Source organism: Sphingomonas sp. UV9 (genome assembly GCF_004101245.1).
GTDB lineage: Bacteria > Pseudomonadota > Alphaproteobacteria > Sphingomonadales > Sphingomonadaceae > Sphingomonas.
Window position 1 is genome coordinate 100026 of record NZ_SCIN01000001.1, and the last position, 15664, is coordinate 115689.

Annotated in this window: 19 protein-coding genes and 1 pseudogene; 13 read left to right on the forward strand and 7 right to left on the reverse strand. The window is 66.7% G+C overall.

Annotated elements, in window-relative coordinates; all coding sequences use genetic code 11:
- Window positions 1–219: 219 nt before the first annotated feature.
- Both EQZ23_RS20125 and EQZ23_RS19675 read left to right on the forward strand, forming a co-directional pair.
- A pseudogene (locus tag EQZ23_RS20125) lies at window positions 220–348 on the forward strand (transposase); the annotation flags it as partial.
- A 61-nt stretch (window positions 349–409) separates the two neighbouring features.
- The gene (locus tag EQZ23_RS19675; protein WP_164913330.1) at window positions 410–601 is read left to right on the forward strand and encodes a hypothetical protein; all 192 of its coding nucleotides are present in this window, start codon (window positions 410–412) and stop codon (window positions 599–601) included.
- A 42-nt stretch (window positions 602–643) separates the two neighbouring features.
- On the opposite strand, the gene EQZ23_RS00390 is transcribed toward EQZ23_RS19675, so the two are convergent.
- Window positions 644–1459, reverse strand: a complete 816-nt coding sequence (locus tag EQZ23_RS00390; RefSeq protein WP_346427800.1) for an IclR family transcriptional regulator — start codon at window positions 1457–1459, stop codon at window positions 644–646.
- Window positions 1460–1547: 88 nt separating this feature from the next.
- Complete coding sequence (locus tag EQZ23_RS00395; RefSeq protein WP_128452532.1) at window positions 1548–2561, reverse strand: zinc-binding alcohol dehydrogenase family protein; 1014 nt, start codon at window positions 2559–2561, stop codon at window positions 1548–1550.
- A gap of 173 nt (window positions 2562–2734) precedes the next feature.
- Between EQZ23_RS00395 and EQZ23_RS00400 the strand changes: the two genes are divergently transcribed.
- From EQZ23_RS00400 to EQZ23_RS00440, 9 genes are all read left to right on the forward strand, one after another.
- A complete protein-coding gene (locus EQZ23_RS00400) occupies window positions 2735–3073 on the forward strand; it encodes an L-rhamnose mutarotase (protein ID WP_128452533.1) in 339 nt (112 codons plus the stop codon).
- A gap of 222 nt (window positions 3074–3295) precedes the next feature.
- On the forward strand, window positions 3296–4585 hold the full coding sequence (gene fucP, locus EQZ23_RS00405) for an L-fucose:H+ symporter permease (protein ID WP_128452534.1): 1290 nt from the start codon (window positions 3296–3298) through the stop codon (window positions 4583–4585).
- Between the two features lie 23 nt (window positions 4586–4608).
- Window positions 4609–5340, forward strand: a complete 732-nt coding sequence (locus EQZ23_RS00410; RefSeq protein ID WP_128452535.1) for an SDR family oxidoreductase — start codon at window positions 4609–4611, stop codon at window positions 5338–5340.
- Window positions 5341–5347: 7 nt separating this feature from the next.
- The gene (gene lldD / locus EQZ23_RS00415) at window positions 5348–6496 is read left to right on the forward strand and encodes an FMN-dependent L-lactate dehydrogenase LldD (protein ID WP_128453496.1); all 1149 of its coding nucleotides are present in this window, start codon (window positions 5348–5350) and stop codon (window positions 6494–6496) included.
- Window positions 6493–7347 (forward strand): fumarylacetoacetate hydrolase family protein, encoded by an 855-nt coding sequence (locus tag EQZ23_RS00420; RefSeq protein WP_128452536.1) that lies wholly within the window; start codon window positions 6493–6495, stop codon window positions 7345–7347. Before lldD ends, EQZ23_RS00420 begins: the two co-directional genes overlap by 4 nt.
- Window position 7348: 1 nt before the next feature.
- On the forward strand, window positions 7349–8227 hold the full coding sequence (locus EQZ23_RS00425) for an amidohydrolase family protein (RefSeq protein ID WP_128452537.1): 879 nt from the start codon (window positions 7349–7351) through the stop codon (window positions 8225–8227).
- Complete coding sequence (locus EQZ23_RS00430; RefSeq protein ID WP_128452538.1) at window positions 8224–9258, forward strand: aldo/keto reductase; 1035 nt, start codon at window positions 8224–8226, stop codon at window positions 9256–9258. Before EQZ23_RS00425 ends, EQZ23_RS00430 begins: the two co-directional genes overlap by 4 nt.
- Window positions 9255–9554 carry a UxaA family hydrolase gene (locus tag EQZ23_RS00435; protein WP_128452539.1) on the forward strand — a complete coding sequence of 100 codons (300 nt, stop codon included), beginning with the start codon at window positions 9255–9257 and terminating at the stop codon, window positions 9552–9554. Before EQZ23_RS00430 ends, EQZ23_RS00435 begins: the two co-directional genes overlap by 4 nt.
- Window positions 9551–10768 (forward strand): UxaA family hydrolase, encoded by a 1218-nt coding sequence (locus EQZ23_RS00440; protein WP_240663078.1) that lies wholly within the window; start codon window positions 9551–9553, stop codon window positions 10766–10768. The genes EQZ23_RS00435 and EQZ23_RS00440 overlap by 4 nt, the downstream gene beginning before the upstream one ends.
- Window positions 10769–11026: 258 nt before the next feature.
- On the opposite strand, the gene EQZ23_RS00445 is transcribed toward EQZ23_RS00440, so the two are convergent.
- From EQZ23_RS00445 to EQZ23_RS00465, 5 genes are all read right to left on the reverse strand, one after another.
- Window positions 11027–11287 carry a DksA/TraR family C4-type zinc finger protein gene (locus EQZ23_RS00445; protein ID WP_128452540.1) on the reverse strand — a complete coding sequence of 87 codons (261 nt, stop codon included), beginning with the start codon at window positions 11285–11287 and terminating at the stop codon, window positions 11027–11029.
- A gap of 209 nt (window positions 11288–11496) precedes the next feature.
- Window positions 11497–11751: a hypothetical protein gene (locus EQZ23_RS00450; protein WP_128452541.1), complete on the reverse strand. Its 255-nt coding sequence runs from the start codon at window positions 11749–11751 to the stop codon at window positions 11497–11499.
- A 48-nt stretch (window positions 11752–11799) separates the two neighbouring features.
- Window positions 11800–12036, reverse strand: coding sequence for a DUF3253 domain-containing protein (locus tag EQZ23_RS00455; protein WP_128452542.1), 237 nt, complete (start codon window positions 12034–12036; stop codon window positions 11800–11802).
- A 153-nt stretch (window positions 12037–12189) separates the two neighbouring features.
- The gene (locus EQZ23_RS00460; RefSeq protein ID WP_128452543.1) at window positions 12190–12588 is read right to left on the reverse strand and encodes a cupin domain-containing protein; all 399 of its coding nucleotides are present in this window, start codon (window positions 12586–12588) and stop codon (window positions 12190–12192) included.
- 389 nt (window positions 12589–12977) lie between these two features.
- Window positions 12978–14264 carry a glycoside hydrolase family 130 protein gene (locus EQZ23_RS00465; protein WP_128452544.1) on the reverse strand — a complete coding sequence of 429 codons (1287 nt, stop codon included), beginning with the start codon at window positions 14262–14264 and terminating at the stop codon, window positions 12978–12980.
- A 195-nt stretch (window positions 14265–14459) separates the two neighbouring features.
- Between EQZ23_RS00465 and EQZ23_RS20430 the strand changes: the two genes are divergently transcribed.
- A complete protein-coding gene (locus EQZ23_RS20430) occupies window positions 14460–14801 on the forward strand; it encodes an SIMPL domain-containing protein (RefSeq protein WP_128452545.1) in 342 nt (113 codons plus the stop codon).
- Window positions 14762–15559 carry an SIMPL domain-containing protein gene (locus EQZ23_RS00475; protein ID WP_276318446.1) on the forward strand — a complete coding sequence of 266 codons (798 nt, stop codon included), beginning with the start codon at window positions 14762–14764 and terminating at the stop codon, window positions 15557–15559. The genes EQZ23_RS20430 and EQZ23_RS00475 overlap by 40 nt, the downstream gene beginning before the upstream one ends.
- Window positions 15560–15664: the final 105 nt, after the last annotated feature.

A 15664-nucleotide genomic window follows, 5' to 3' on the forward strand; every position in this document is an offset into this window, starting at 1 on the left:
AATGCGCTGGACCGTTCATGGGTCTTGAAGGGAAGAGAGGCGCCGTAGCGAGATCCTGCGCGACGAAATTGCTCACCGCAACGAACGGTCCAAGTCGTGACCTGCTGCCCGTTTCCTGGACCGTTTCGAGCTAAAGCATTCCAGTTTGGAGCTGAGGGTCAAATATTGGTGTGAGCATTGAAGAGATCGAAGTTCAGCGAGGCGCAGATCGCGTGAGCGTTGAACGAAGCCGAGGGTGGCAAGACGATCGGTGAGGTCTGTCGGAAGGCGGGGATCGGCGACGCGACATTCTACGCCCGGCGCGAGAAGTATGCAGGGCTGATGCCATCGGAGATGCGACGGCTGCGACACCGGCGATGGGCCGGCCGCGCCGGGTGCCTGGGGCGTCACCACGCAGCGCGGCAAGACGGTGTACGTCCATCTGATGCGCGAGCATGGCGGGCAGGTGATGCTGCCGATCAAGGGCGCCGTCGCGTCCGCCCGGTTGTTCGACGGCGGCGCAGGGGTCAAGGTGGCGACGAGCAACGGACAGGTCACGCTGTCCGGCTTGCCGGCGCTCGGCAGTGCGCGGGATCAGATCGTCGCGCTCACGATGCGCTGAAGCCGGACTGACGCCGACCCGTTTTGCTACAGGCGGGTCGCCTCAGGCGTCGCGCGGCGGTTGCCAGCCCAGGGCGATCGATATCCGCTGGCTGGTCTGCTTCAACTCCGCACACGCTTCCTCGATCGACACGAGTTGCGATCCGTCGATCAACTCCAGGAACGGCACGGTCAGCGCCGCCAGCAACTCGCCGTCGAAGCCGAATATCGGGCAGCTGATGTCGGTGACGCCCCGCGTCACCGGGCTTTCGCGCAGGCCGTGGCCCTGGGTACGGACCTTCTGGAGCGTCTTGGCCAGCGCGGCCTGTCCGACCGGCTCCTTGCGCAACGCCGACGCGCGCGCGAGTAGCCGTTCGGCCGCATCCTCGGGCGTGAAGGCGAGGATGACGCTGCCCGAGCAACTGCGGACCAGATCGATCGACGCACCGACGCGCAGCGCGAAGCCGCGCACGCCGGGATTTTCCTCGCGCGCGATGACGAGGCCTTCGGCGCGCTGCACCACCACGAGATGGCACGACTGGCCGATCGCCGCGGCGAGCATCTGCATCTCGGGCTGCGCGGTGACCACCAGCTTGCGCGCTGGCGTGGCGCGATAGGCGACGTCGAGGAACTTGTAGGTCACGGTGTAGCGGTCCGTGACCTTGGATTTCTGCAGATAGCCTGCCTCTTCCATGACCACGACGATACGGAACAGTTCGCCGAGCGACCGTTTCAGCGCGGTCGCCATCTCGCTGGCCAGCAACCCTTGCGGATTGTTGGCGAGCAGCTCGATGATCAGGAACGCCTTGTCGAGCGCGGGCGCATTGTAGCTGCCCTTGCGTTGCGCCGGTTCGCCGTCCTGCTTCGCCATAGTTTCCATCGACCCCGGTTCTGAACGCAAAGCCTAGCGGCAATCGCCTTGCCAAGGAAGGCCCGCGCCCCGTCCCGCGTGCGCGTCGGCCCCGCGATCAGATGGTGACGATCGCCTTCAAGACATCCTCCTGTCGGGCGATCAGCGCCGGGATTTCACGCGGCGCATCGTCGAGATCGACCCGGTCGGTCAGGAACCGGTCGGCGGGTATCGAGCCGTTGCGGATCGAGGCGATGACATGATCGAAGTCGGCCGCGAGCGCGTTGCGGCTGGCGAGCAAGGTCGTCTCGCGCTTGTGGAATTCGGGGTCGGCGAAGACCAGATCGTCGAGGCACAGGCCGACCAGCACATAGGTGCCGGCGTTGGCGACGTTGAACAGGCCCGCCTTCATCGCCTGGATACTGCCGGTAGCGTCGAAGACATAGTCGAACATCTCGCCGTCGGTCAGCCGCGCCAGGTCGGCGGCCGCATCCGGGCCGGCGACGATGCCGCCGTCGAAACCGAACCGCTCGGCGGCGGTCGCGAGCCGCTTGGCGCTACGATCGAGCAGCGTCACGGACGCGGCGCCGGCGATCCTGGCGAACAGCGCGCAACCGATGCCGATCGGACCCGCTCCGGTGACCAGCACGCGCGTGCCCGGCTCGATCGCGGCGCGGCGGACCGCGTGCGCGCCGATCGCGAGAAATTCGACCATCGCCGCCTGGTCGACGGTCAGGCCGTCGGTCTTCACGATCGAGCCGACCGGCACCGCGAGGAATTCGGTCATGCCGCCATCGGCATGCACGCCGAGCACGCTGATCCGCGCGCAGCAATTGGGTCGACCCCGCCGGCATGCGACGCACGTCCCGCAGGCGATGTACGGATTGACCGTCACGATCTGGCCGGGCGTCAGGCCGCTGTCCGCGGGCGCCTCGACCACCTCGCCGGCGAGTTCGTGGCCGATCAGGCGCGGATAGGTGAAGAACGGCTGGCTGCCGTCGAAGATGTGATAGTCGGTGCCGCAGATGCCGACCCGCCGCATCCGCAGCAGCACCTGGCCCTCGCCGGCCTGTGGCGCCGGACGGTCCTCGATGCGCGCCGCGTTGGGCGCCGTGCAGACCAATGCCTTCATCGCTGTCCTCCAAGATCGTTTTGCGGCGTCGACCGGCTATTGGCCTGGCCAGCAGCCGGGCTCGCAGGGTTCGTCGATTGACGCTGCATGATACGGCTATATCATATGTGCAATTGAAATTCGAATGTGCGGCTCGGATTGCTGCGGGTTCGGGGTCGAAACAGGAGAGAAGAATGACTCGCCGCGTGTGTTTCGCGCTCGATCTGGTCGACGACGCAGATCTGATTGCCGCGTATGAATCCGCCCACGCACCCGGCGCGGTCTGGCCCGAAGTGACGCAGGGGATCCGCGCGAAGGGGTTTCTCGACATGGAGATCTGGCGCGCGGCGGATCGCCTGTTCATGATCGCCGACGTCGCCGAAGACTGGCCGCGCGACCTCGACGCGGAAGGCAAGGCGATCGACGCGCGCTGGGAAGCGGCGATGGATCGCTTCCAGCGACCGCTGGCCTGCGCGGAGGACGGTGAGAAATGGGTGCCGATGCACCGCATCTACGCGCTGGGCGACCAGTGAGCCTAGCGTCAACGCCACGCTTCATCCCATCGGCGCCTCCCACCGGCCATTCCACCCGGGCAAGAGGTTGACTTGCTAAACCCCAAGCGCTTCGGTAGCTCTCGCTTGTGAAAAGATAATCTCGTTTGCGTGGGTGCGGTAGCCCGCAGTTGCGCGTTCGACGATGGTCCCGGCGGCCGTCGCAACGACAGACACTGGAGAGACAGGATGGCCTTGCCGCCGATGATCGAGTCCCAGGCCGCGCGTCATCCCGCGGGCGAGCCGGACGGCGGCCGCTATGTGACCGCGCTGGTGATCACCGTCTGCCTGTTCTTCCTGTGGGGGATGGCGAACAATCTGAACGACATCCTGATCGCGCAGTTTCGCAAGGCGTTCGCGCTGTCGGATTTCGGCACCAGCTTCGTCCAGCAGGTTTTCTATTTCGGCTATTTCGTCGTCGCGATCCCGGCGTCGTCGGTGATGCGGCGGTTCGGTTACAAGACCGCGATCGTCACCGGGCTGACTCTGTACGGGTGCGGCGCGCTGCTGTTCTATCCCGCCGCGATCGCCGGGATGTACCAGCTGTTCCTGCTCGCGTTGTTCGTGATCGCGTGCGGCCTCGCCTTTCTCGAAACCTCCGCCAACCCGCTGATGACCGAACTGGGCGATCCGCGCACCGCAGCGCGCCGCCTCAACTGGGCGCAGGCGGCCAACCCGCTCGGCGCGATCACCGGGATCCTGGTCGGGCGCAACTTCATCCTGTCGGGCATCGAGCATGACGAGCGCAGCCTGGCGGCGATGAGCGACGTGGCGCGCGCCGCCTTCTACCGCGCCGAAGTGCAGGCGGTGGTGATGCCCTATGTCGCGATCGCGGTGGTCGTGCTGCTGTTCGCGGTCGCCGCTGCGCTGGTGCCGTTCCCGCGGGGCAGCGTCGAGCAGCCGGCCGAGGGGCAATCGAGCGCGCGCTTCGCCGATGTGTTCCGTCGCCCGCAACTGGTCGCCGCGGTCATCGCGCAGTTTTTCTATGTCGGCGCGCAGGTCGGGCTGTGGAGTTATACGATCCGCTATGCACAGGCGAATGCGGGGATGGGCGAACGCGCCGGTGCCGATGCGCTGTTCGTGTCGCTGGTGCTGTTCGCGGGCGGGCGCTTCGTCGGCACCGCGCTGATGTCGCGGATCGCGCCCGTCGCGCTGCTCGCGGTCTTCTCCGCGATCACGCTGGTGCTCGCCGCGTTCGCCGGCATCGTCGGCGGCACGATCGGCCTGTACGCGCTGGTCGCCGCCAGCCTGTTCATGTCGATCCAGTTTCCGACGATCTTCGCGCTCGGCGTCGAAGGTCTCGGGCCGCTCCGCAAGGCTGGCTCGTCGCTGATCGTCATGGCGATCATCGGCGGCGCGGCGCTGACCGCGCTGATGGGCTGGGTGTCGGATCGCGCCGGGATCACGCATGCGATGCTGGTGCCGGCCGCGTGTTTCACAGCGGTGTTCGCCTTTGCGCTCTACGCTCGCGGCTCGACCGCGCGCGTATCCTGACTCTTTGAAAAGGAAGACATGACGTGGACAGACTGAAGGGCAAGCGCGCGATCGTGACCGGCGCCGGCCAGGGAATCGGACGCGCGGCGGCGGCGCTGTTCGCCGCAGAGGGCGCCGAGGTGCTCGCGCTCGATCGCAACGCGGCGGCGCTGGCCGATCTCGCCGGATGCACTACGCATGTCATCGACCTGACCGATCGCGCCGCCATCAGAACATTTGCCGATAGTGCAGGCGGTGTCGACGTGCTGTTCAACTGCGCGGGTTTCGTCGATGCGGGCGTGCTGCTCGAGACCGCGGACGCGGGCTACGACCTGTCGTTCGACCTCAACGTCCATGCGATCACGCACATGCTGACCGCGCTGCTGCCGGCGATGATCGCGCGCGGCGGCGGCTCTATCGTCAACATGTCGTCGGTCGCAGGCGCAGTTATCGGCGTCGGCAACCGCTACGCCTATTGCGCGTCGAAGGCGGCGGTGGCGGGCATCACGCGCTCGGTGGCGCTCGATTATGTCGGCAAGGGCATCCGCTGCAACGCGATCTGCCCGGGCACGGTGCAGTCGCCCTCGCTCGACGAGCGGCTTGCGGCGACCGGGGACGAGGCCGCGGCACGCGCCGCGTTCATCGCGCGCCAGCCGATGGGCCGCCTCGGCAGCGCGGATGAGGTCGCGGCGCTGGCGCTGTATCTCGCCTCGGACGAGAGCGCATACACCACCGGCCAGTTGCACGTGATCGACGGCGGCTGGTGCATGGCCTGATGCGATGGTGACGACCGCCTCGACCCTCGATTTCCGGCGTGCGGCGAAGGCGCGGCTGCCGCGCTTCCTGTTCGATTATGCGGACGGGGGCGCGTATGCCGAGCAGACGCTGCACCGCAACACGGCCGACCTCGGCGACATCGCGCTGCGCCAGCGGGTGTTGCAGGACGTCGCGACGATCGATCTGTCGACCACCTTGTTCGGGCGCCAGATGCCGCTGCCCGTGGCGCTCGCGCCGATCGGGATCAGCGGGATGTACCGCCGCCGCGGCGAAACGCAGGCGGCGCGCGCCGCCAACGCGCGCGGTCTGCCGTTTACGCTGTCGACGGTCGGGTTGTGCGGAATCGACGAGGTTCGCCGGGCCACAGACGGCCCGCTGTGGTTCCAGCTCTATGTGCTGCGCGATCGCGGGTTCATGCGCGACCTGATCGCCAGTGCGAAAGCGGCAGGGGCGGAAGCGTTGGTGTTCACCGTCGACATGCCGGTGCCGGGTGCGCGCTACCGTGACGCGCATTCGGGGATGTCGGGGCCGCACGCGCCGCTGCGCCGGATCTTGCAGGCGATCGGCCGGCCCGGCTGGGCGTGGGATGTCGGGTTGCGCGGGCGTCCGCACCGGCTCGGCAACCTCGAACCCGTGCTGGGCAAGGCAAGCGGGATGAACGATTACATGGGCTGGCTCGGCGCCAATTTCGATCCGTCGATCCAGTGGCGCGATCTCGACTGGATCCGCGCCGCGTGGGACGGCCCGCTGATCATCAAGGGTATCCTCGATCCCGACGACGCGCGCGCGGCGGCCGATGTCGGCGCGGACGGGATCGTCGTCTCCAACCATGGCGGGCGTCAGCTCGACGGTGTGCTGTCGACCGCCCGCGCGCTGCCGGCGATTGCCGATGCGGTCGGCGACCGGCTGACCGTACTGGCGGATTCGGGCGTACGCTCGGGTCTCGACGTGGTGCGGATGCTGGCGCTGGGCGCGCATGGCGTGCTGCTCGGCCGCGCCTGGCTCTATGCGCTCGCCGCCAAAGGGGAAGCGGGCGTGGCGCAACTGCTCGACCTGATCGAAAAGGAAATGCGCGTCGCGATGACGCTCACCGGCGTCAACACGATCGCCAAGATCGATCGTTCCATTCTGGTTTCTGCAAAGGATAATCTATGAAACTCTGCCGCTATGGTGCCCCGGGACACGAACAGCCGGGCCTGATCGATGCGGATGGCCGCCTGCGCTCGCTGACCGGTCACACCGACATCACCGCCGAGACGCTGGCGCCCGAGGCGCTCGCCAAGCTTGCCGCGATCGACCCCGCCACGCTGCCGCTGGTCGAGGGCGAGCAGCGCTACGGCGTGCCGGTTTCGGGCACGCGGAAATTCATCGCGATCGGCCTGAACTATGCCGATCACGCTGCGGAGTCGAACCTGCCGATCCCGGCCGAGCCGGTCGTCTTCAACAAATGGGTCAGCTGTCTGCAGGGCGCGAACGATCCGGTCGTCATCCCGCGCGATTCGAAGAAGACCGACTGGGAAGTCGAACTGGGCATCGTCATCGGCACCCGCGCCGAGTATGTCGAAACCGCCGACGCGCTCGCGCATGTCGCGGGCTACTGCGTGGTCCACGACGTGTCGGAACGCCATTGGCAGCTCGAACGCGGCGCGACCTGGGACAAGGGCAAGGGCTTTCCGACCTTCGGCCCGGTTGGCCCTTGGCTCGTCACCGCCGACGAGGTGGGCGATCCGCAGAACCTGTCGATGTGGCTCGACGTCAACGGCACGCGCAGGCAGGACGGCAGCACGAAGACGATGATCTTCTCGGTCGCCGAGATCGTCGCCTATTGCTCGCAGTTCATGACGCTGGAGCCCGGCGACATCATCACCACCGGCACGCCGCCCGGCGTCGGCATGGGCCAGAAGCCCGAGCCCTGGTATCTGAAGGCGGGCGACGTCGTCACGCTGGGGATCGAGAAGCTGGGCGAGCAGCGGCAGGACTTCGTCGCCTGGCAGCCCCGCCGCTAAGATGACCCGGCCGCCGTTCGTCGACGCGCATCTGCACCTCTGGGACAGGGATGGCTTGCGCTATCCCTGGCTCGACGAGCCCGATACCGCACCGATCGCCGCCACCTACACGATCGCCGATCACCGCGCGGCGACGGCGGCGTGGAATCTGGCGGGGGCGGTGCATGTCGACGCCGGCGCGCATTCCGACGACGGCGAGCGCGAGACCGACTGGCTGAACATCGTCGCCGACGCGGACGGCCTGCCGAGTGCGATCATCGCGCGGGTCGAACTCGACGATCCCGACGTCGAGGCGCTGCTCGCGCGGCAGGCGGCGCGGCCACGCGTCCGCGGCATCCGCCATCTGGTCAACTGGCATCCCGATGCCGCGCGCCAGGCCTATCCGCGCGATCTGACGATCGATCCGGCTTGGCGACGCGGCTTCGGGCTGCTCGCCGATCACGACCTCAGCTATGATTTCCACGGCTTCCCGCCGCAACTCCCCGGGCTCGTCGCGATTGCGGCGCTGCATCCGGACGTTCCCGTCATCGTCAATCATCTCGGTCTGCCGATCCCCGGCGACGGCTTGGAGCAGTGGCGCGCCGGGGTGACCGCGCTGGCGGCGATGCCGCAGGTGTCGATCAAGCTGTCGGGCGCCGGCTTCATCCACGCGCCGTTCGATCCCGCCGCCTTTGCCGACATCGTCGCCGAGGTGATCGATCTGTTCGGCACCCGGCGGGTAATGGTCGCCACCAATTTCCCCACCGACCGGCTGTTCGCGTCATTGGACGAGACGTTGGGGGCTTATGAGACGCTGCTGGCCGATCGCAGCGACGACGAGCGCGCCGACCTGTGGGGCCGCAACGCCAACCGTATCTATCGACTGGACCTCGACCTGTGACCCTTATTCCCCATCGGCCGATCGGCCGCACCGCGTTGTCGCTGCCCGAACTAGGCTTCGGTGCCGCCTCGCTCGGCAATCTTTACGCGCCGGTTGCCGACGCCGAGGCGCGGGCCGCGGTAGATGCCGCGCTCGTCGCGGGGCTGCGGTATGTCGACACTGCCCCGCATTACGGCCGCGGGTTGTCCGAACGGCGCGTCGGCGATGCGCTGCGATTGCAGCCGGACACGATCGTCTCGACCAAGGTCGGCCGGTTGATGGACCCCGACGCCGCGATCACCGACGACCGCGAACGCGACGGCTTCCGCTCGCCGATGCCGTTCCGCATGCGCTACGATTACACGCATGACGGCATCCTGCGCAGCCATGAGCACAGCCTGCAGCGGATGGGCGTGGCGAAGATCGACCTGCTCTATGTCCACGACATCGGTCGCTACACGCATGGCGACGCCGCGGACGGCTATTGGCAACAGCTGACCCGAGGCGGCGGCCTGAAAGCGCTCGAACGGTTGCGCGAGGAGGGGACGATCGCGGGCTTCGGGATCGGCGTGAACGAGATCCAGGTCTGTCTCGACGTCATGGCCGAGGCACGGCTCGACGCGATCCTGCTCGCCGGGCGCTACACGCTGCTCGAACAGGATGCGCTCGATGCGCTGTTCCCCGCGTGCGCGGCGGCGGGTACGTCGATCGTCATCGGCGGGCCGTACAACAGCGGCATCCTCGCGACCGGGACCCGGCGCGGCGGCATGATCCATTACGACTATGGCCCCGCGCCCGAGCCGGTGCTCGCGCGGGTCCGCGGCATCGAGGCGATCGCCGATCGGCATCAGGTCCGCCTGCCGGCCGCCGCGCTCGCCTTCGTGCTCGCGCATCCGCTCGTCGCCAGCGTGATCCCGGGGATCGGTAGCGCGGCCCGCGTCGCGCAGACGGTCGATTTATACCACGAGCAGATCCCACCCGCGTTCTGGGAGGAATTGCGCGCGGCACGGCTGCTGCGCGACGATGCGCCGACGCCGGAGTTGGTGGCATGACCGCCGCCGCGATCCGCCTGTCACCGAGCGACAACGTCGCGGTGGCCTGCCGCAATCTTACACCCGGCGAGACGATCGACGTCGAAGGCGTTGCGCTGCCGATCACGGAGATCGTCAATCTCGGTCATAAGATCGCAGTATCGTCCTTGAAAAAAGCCGACAAGATCGTAAAATATGGCATGCCGATCGGCTCGGCCACGGCGGATGTCCCGGCGGGCGGCTGGGTGCACATGCACAACATGCAAAGCGATTATATCCCGGCGCATCTGCGTGACGCGGCAGGAGATCATTCATGAACGACGTGACCCAGAACGAGTGGACGATGACCGGCTGGCTGCGCGCCGATGGCCGCAAGGGGATCCGCGATGCGATCGTGGTCGTGTATCTGGTCGAATGCGCGCACCACGTCGCGCGGCGGATCGTCGACAAGATCGATGACCCGCGCGTCCAGCTGATCGGTTTTCCGGGCTGCTATCCCAACGACTATGCGCTGGCGATGATGAAGGCGCTGACCACGCACCCCAATGTCGGCGGCGTCGTGCTGCTGTCGCTGGGCTGCGAGAGCTTCAACCGCGAGGCGCTGGCTGCCAATGCGCGCGCGAATGGCCGGCCGGTCGAGACGGTGGTGATCCAGCACGTCGGCGGGACCGGCCCGGCGATCGCGACCGGCATGGCCGCGGTCGAGCGCGTCCGGGCCGAGGCCGATGCGCGCGCGCAGCGCGTGCCGATGGCAATGTCCGAACTGGTGATCGGCACGATCTGCGGCGGGTCCGACGGGACCAGCGGGATCACCGGCAACCCGGCGGTCGGCCGCGCTTTCGACACGCTGATCGACGCGGGCGCGGCGTGCATCTTCGAGGAGACCGGCGAGATGATCGGCTGCGAGGGCCATATGGCGAGCCGCGCCGCGACGCCTGCGGTCGCCGACGCACTGATCGCCTCGGTCCACAAGGCCGAAACCTATTACCGTGCGATGGGCTATGGCAGCTTCGCGCCCGGCAACGCCGAGGGTGGCCTGTCGAGCCAGGAGGAGAAATCCGCCGGCGCCTATGCCAAATCGGGGAGCCGCCCGATCGACGGCGTGATCGATCCGGCCGAACTGGTGCCGGGTCCGGGCCTCTATCTGCTCGACGTGGTGCCGCCCGGCGATCCGAAGTTCGGCTTCCCGAACATCGTCGACAATGCCGAGATCGGCGAGCTGATGGCGAGCGGTGCGCATATCAACCTGTTCGTTACCGGCCGTGGCTCGGTGGTCGGCTCGGCGATCTCACCGGTGGTGAAGATCTGCGCCAATCCCGACACCTATCGCCGGATGGCCGACGACATGGACGTCGACGCCGGCCGCATCCTCGAAGGCCGCGGCACGCTCGACGAGGTTGGGGCCGAGATCGTCGACCTCATCACGGGAATCGTAAACGGCGCGCAGACCAAATCCGAGGCGCTGGGCCATTCCGAATTCATCCTGACGTACAAGGCGTCGGGGCCGGCACGCCCCGCGGTGTGCCGGTGATCTGACCGGCGGTTCTGCGTTCGAGCGCAACCCAGTTGTTGCGGCTGGGTTCTGATGGACGTTTGAGCCAGCGCATCACCCGAAAACGACCCTGTCGTTCCCGCGTTGCTCGCGACCGACCCTGGCATCGTAGCCGGACGCCGCCGACAGATTTCTGATCGACGGCCGTTGATCATGCACGAGGCCATTCGTGCGGCTGCTAGCCGAGCGTGTCTGGCGGTGAATCTGGTCAGACGGGGCGCAACGTCGAGGCGGAGGTCACCGCAGCTGACTGTCCTTGCTGCCCCGCCGATTGAACGTTGTGGCTAGTGGTCGGTCGCGACCGCTTTGGCATGCGACGCAGGTGCGTACGCCGGGAACCGCCAGGCGGCGACCCTCGGGGATGTCGTCGCCGCAGATCAGACAGAACGGCTCACTCGCTCCGCTCGGCATGCTTGCCCGGGCGGCCAGCACCGCGTCCGCCACTGAATCGTCAATCTGATCCTGAACCGCGCCATCGCGCGTCCACCCGCCGGCCATCTGCCTCTCCTTAATTTACCCGTATGGGAAAGCGGGGCGTCAGTGCCATCGCCAATGTGTGAACGGACGACCGCTTCCAGATATCCATCCGTGTCATGCCGACCGCCGCTTCTGGTTCGCGCGCGCCGCTACGCGACGGTTCGGCTTCTGGGCAGTCGGCAGTGATGCCGGGCCCGAGCCGGGCGTTGTCAGCCGGAGGGTGAAGGGCGTCAGTGTTCGGTGAGTTCGACGACCTCGAAATCGAAGCGCGTCCACCCGTGCCGCCTCGCGGCCTGTGCTGTCAGTGCCTTCTTGCCCGCGGCCTCCTTAGACGAGGTGGCGTGGCCCCAGAACACTTCGGTTTTGCCGTCGTGCAGATGCGCGACGATGCGCCAGTAATGCGTGAACGGTGCGGCGGTAGGGCCGATCGTCTTCACATAGCCGTCGGCCATCGTCGCGGTGAGGTAGCGCTTCTTTTTCGCCATCGCCGCGCGATAGCGCAGTGGCGACGGTCGCGGGAGAGGGGTCTTGCCTCAATCGTCGCCGAAACGGCCGATCCTGTACGGTCCCGACCGCGTTGCCAGCGGTCGTCCCTTCCAGCTCAGCCGGACCAGCCCGTCGCGGACCAGCCCGTCGATCGCGGCATGGACCGCGGGCATTGCGCCGCGCCAGTCCGGCGCGATTGCGCGCGCCACCTCGCTCGGGCAGATCGTCGCGTGCGGTGTGCGGCGCGCGAGCAGGCTGAGTGTCGCGGCCCGTGGATCGGTCATTCGCACTATCTTGGTCGCGCACGCCACCCGGTCAAGCTGCGAAACGAACGGACTGCTTAGTCGGCCGGTCGTGCGACGTGATTTGACTGACGCGCTTTGCAGCCGCGCGGGCCGCGCTGCTATTGCAGTCCGAACTGCGGCCCTGTTCAACGTTTAGCCCGGGCTCCAGTTTGGCGGCGCGAGTTCGAAGCCGCTGAAGTTGAATCCGGGTGTGACGATGCACGTCACCAGCGCCCAGCCGCTGTTCACTTCGGCGGACTGCCAAGCACCGGCCGGCACGATTGCCTGCAGTTCCTGGCCCTGCGAAAGGTCGGCGCCCAGAGTCACCGGCTCGTTGCCTTCGATACGCAGAGTGAGCGACGTTCCCGAATGCCAGAGCCACACCTCGTCGGCATCCACACGATGCCAGTGCGAACGCTCGCCTTCTTGCAGCAGGAACAAGATTGCCGTCATGCGCGACCGACCGTCCTGACCATCGGCCAAACGGATCGTCTCTCGGAAGTGACCGCCTTCCGGATGAGGACTTAAACCGAGTTGTTCTATGATTGTCATTGGTGAATCTGCTTTTTGCAATAATCGACTATGCGATCATCGTGACGATACTCGACAGACCGAACCTAGGTGTCGGACGGAAACGATGCCATATCCACGACGTCCCGCAACTCAGCTCTCGCAGTTACGCCAGTCTTGGGGACTATCTTGTGGAGATGATACCCTACGGTGCGATGCGAAAGCTCCAACCGCAAAACCGATCGCTTTGTTCGTGAGACCCGTCGCTGCAAGCTGCGCTATTTGAAGTTCTTGCGGGCTGAGAACACCCGCTAAAGGCGTCTCGCCCGGTCGGCTGCCTGCACCGGCTGCCCTTAGGTCATTTGGGCTGCGGCGCGACGAGCGCCTCGCAATAGGCGAGACTGGCGCTAACCCACGGGGCGAGCAGACGGTCACTCCATGCAGGTCAGCAGATTGTCGATCGACAGCGATCCGAAAGCGGAAAAGCTGTCGGCGACGGCGTAGGGCAGCAGCATGGTGCGACCGCTGACCAGCGCGCCGCAACTGTAGACGACGTTCGGTACGTATCCGTCACGCTCGTGCGGGCTGGGGGCGAGAACGGGACGCGGCGTCCGCGCGAGAAGCTTCGACGGATCGGCCTTGTCGAGCAGGCACGCGCCGATGCAATAGTTGCGTACGGTACCGACACCGTGCGTCATGACGAGCCACCCTTCGTCCAGTTCGATCGGAGAGCCGCAATTGCCCATCTGGACGAACTCCCACGGGTAGCGTGGCTCGACGAGCTTTGTCCCGCTTTCCCAATGCAGGATGTCGTCCGACACGTTCAACCAGAGGCTTCTGTTGTCCTGCCGGCCAAGCGTCACGTAGCGCCCGTCGATCCGCCGGGGAAACAGCGCCATCCCCTTGGCGCACGCGACGTCTCCCGTGAGCGCCTGCATCTCGAATGCCTTGAAGTCGGTCGTCGTCAGGAGTTCGGACCGTGCCTCCGCACCGCTGAACGCGGTGTATGTGCCGTAATAGCGGATCGTCCCGTCATCATCGGTGAAGCGCACCAGGCGTATGTCCTCGATGCCCTGGCGCTGGCTGGGGAGTATCGGGAACAGGACGGTCTCCGATATGCTGCGCGACCCGCCGCAGTCGAGATGGACCGCGCCCGGCGCGCCATCCCGCGGCACGATGACCGGCGGCACCGACGTCGCGCCGGGATCGTCGATCGTGAGATTTCCACCGGGCGCCCACTCGCCGGTACGGAAGGTGACCGAGGAGACATGGCCTTCGCCGACCCCGCGCAACGCCAGGACGAAGCGCGTGGCCCCGTCCGCGACGCCCGCCTGATCGGGATGCGGCACGGCGCTTGGATTGAAGAGGGCGGCCGCCTCATACGCATATTCCTGGCTGAAATACGCGCCGATCAGCCGGCGCTGATCGGGTGACAGGCTGGCGGCAGACGGAATGCGATCCGCGATTTCCTCGAAACGGCGCGTCAACGTCGCATCGACGTCACGGTGATTCTCGTCGAGCGAGGCCGTTACGCCGTGAAGCTGCCGGGCAAGTTCGTCGTCGTCGAGGCCGATGATCAGCGCCACTGTCTCTTCGGTCCGCGTGCGGCCTAGATCGAACCCGCGTGGATAACCCGGCTCGAACGGACGGACCACGGTTCGGGAAGGATCGGGCTTCAGCACGATGTCGTAGAAATCAATATGGGCGCGTTCGGTCATCTGGATTCCTTGAACAGCAATCTGCCATCGGGACGGTAGTCGATCCGATACCGCCGGTGTTGCATGAGTTTCGGTAGGATCGACGGATACAGTTCGACCTCGTGGACAGGACGGAAAACGCATCACGACGACAGCCGCTCTTGTTGCGGCTAGCGGCCTGGAGGATGCTGGCGGAAACGGGAAGAGGATAGCAACGTGAAGTATTTGCTGACAACGGTCGCCGTGCTGATCCCTAACGCCGCGCCGGCCCAAATTGCGTCTACCCAGGCCGCGCCTGAGCGCACCCTGCAAGTCACCGGCACGGCGACCGTTCGGACGGAGCCGGATATTGCCCTGCTCGATATCTATCTTCGCGGCGAGGGGCCTACGCCCGACGCAGCCACAACTGCGATCGCGGCGAAGCAGAAGGCGGTCGCAAACGGATTGGCAGGCTTGTTAGGGCCGAACACCGAGCTTACCGGTAGCAACGTCACGATCATCGAGGCGCGCAGCGGCACGTGCGCGGACGCGCGGGGCTATGGCAGCAGCCACGCCTGAGCACCGGCGATTGTGCCGTGACGGGCTTCATCGCGACGATGCAGACGCGGGTGCGTACGTACGCAGTCGAGAAGGCCGCCACCGCCGCTGGGCTGGCCTCCCGCCTGGGCGCCAGCGACGCGCGGCTGCAAGGTTACGCACTCTCCAATCCCGAAGCTGCTCAGGCCCGAGCCAATACCGCGGCCGTCGCCGTCGCCACGCGGCGAGCAACGGCGTTGGCCAGTGGCGCTGGTCTTCGCTTGGGTCCGATCGTCACGGTGCGTGATCAGGCAAGCTACGACATAACCGTGACGGGAGCGGCGCTCGGGGCGAGCGCCATGGCGGCGACGACCGGGGGGCAGCCTTACGGCAACATCGGCAAGATATACGCAGACCCGACCATGACGGCCGCCGAAGGCAAGGCGCTCAACGACGGCATACAGCGCGTCGCCGAATCGCCCGCCGCGCTCGCCTATCTGACCCGCTGGCACGAAGCGACGGGGCGTATTGCCGACCCGCTGGTGACGATGCACAATCGGATCGATTCGCTGGTCCCCTACGCCCAGGAGACGGCGTTGAAGGCGACGGTCGCCAGAATCGGACGCAGCGCCAATCTGGCCGAATACCCGGTCGCACCGCTCCGCGCGCCGCTGCCGGTCGGCGGCGTGGAAGCCTGTACGCATTGCGGCTTCACGCCGGATCAGACCAAGGCGGCGTGGCAAGCGTTGCGGGGCTGGGTGGCGACGGGCAGGCGACCTGCGGCCGATGCCGTGAAATAATCCTGCTGACGTCGCAGGGAGCCGCTCCAAATTCGGCTCCGGTCAAAGTTCGGCCGCTCGCGGCAGGTGCGAAGTCGCATTAACGCTCGTAAAGCAGCGCGACGG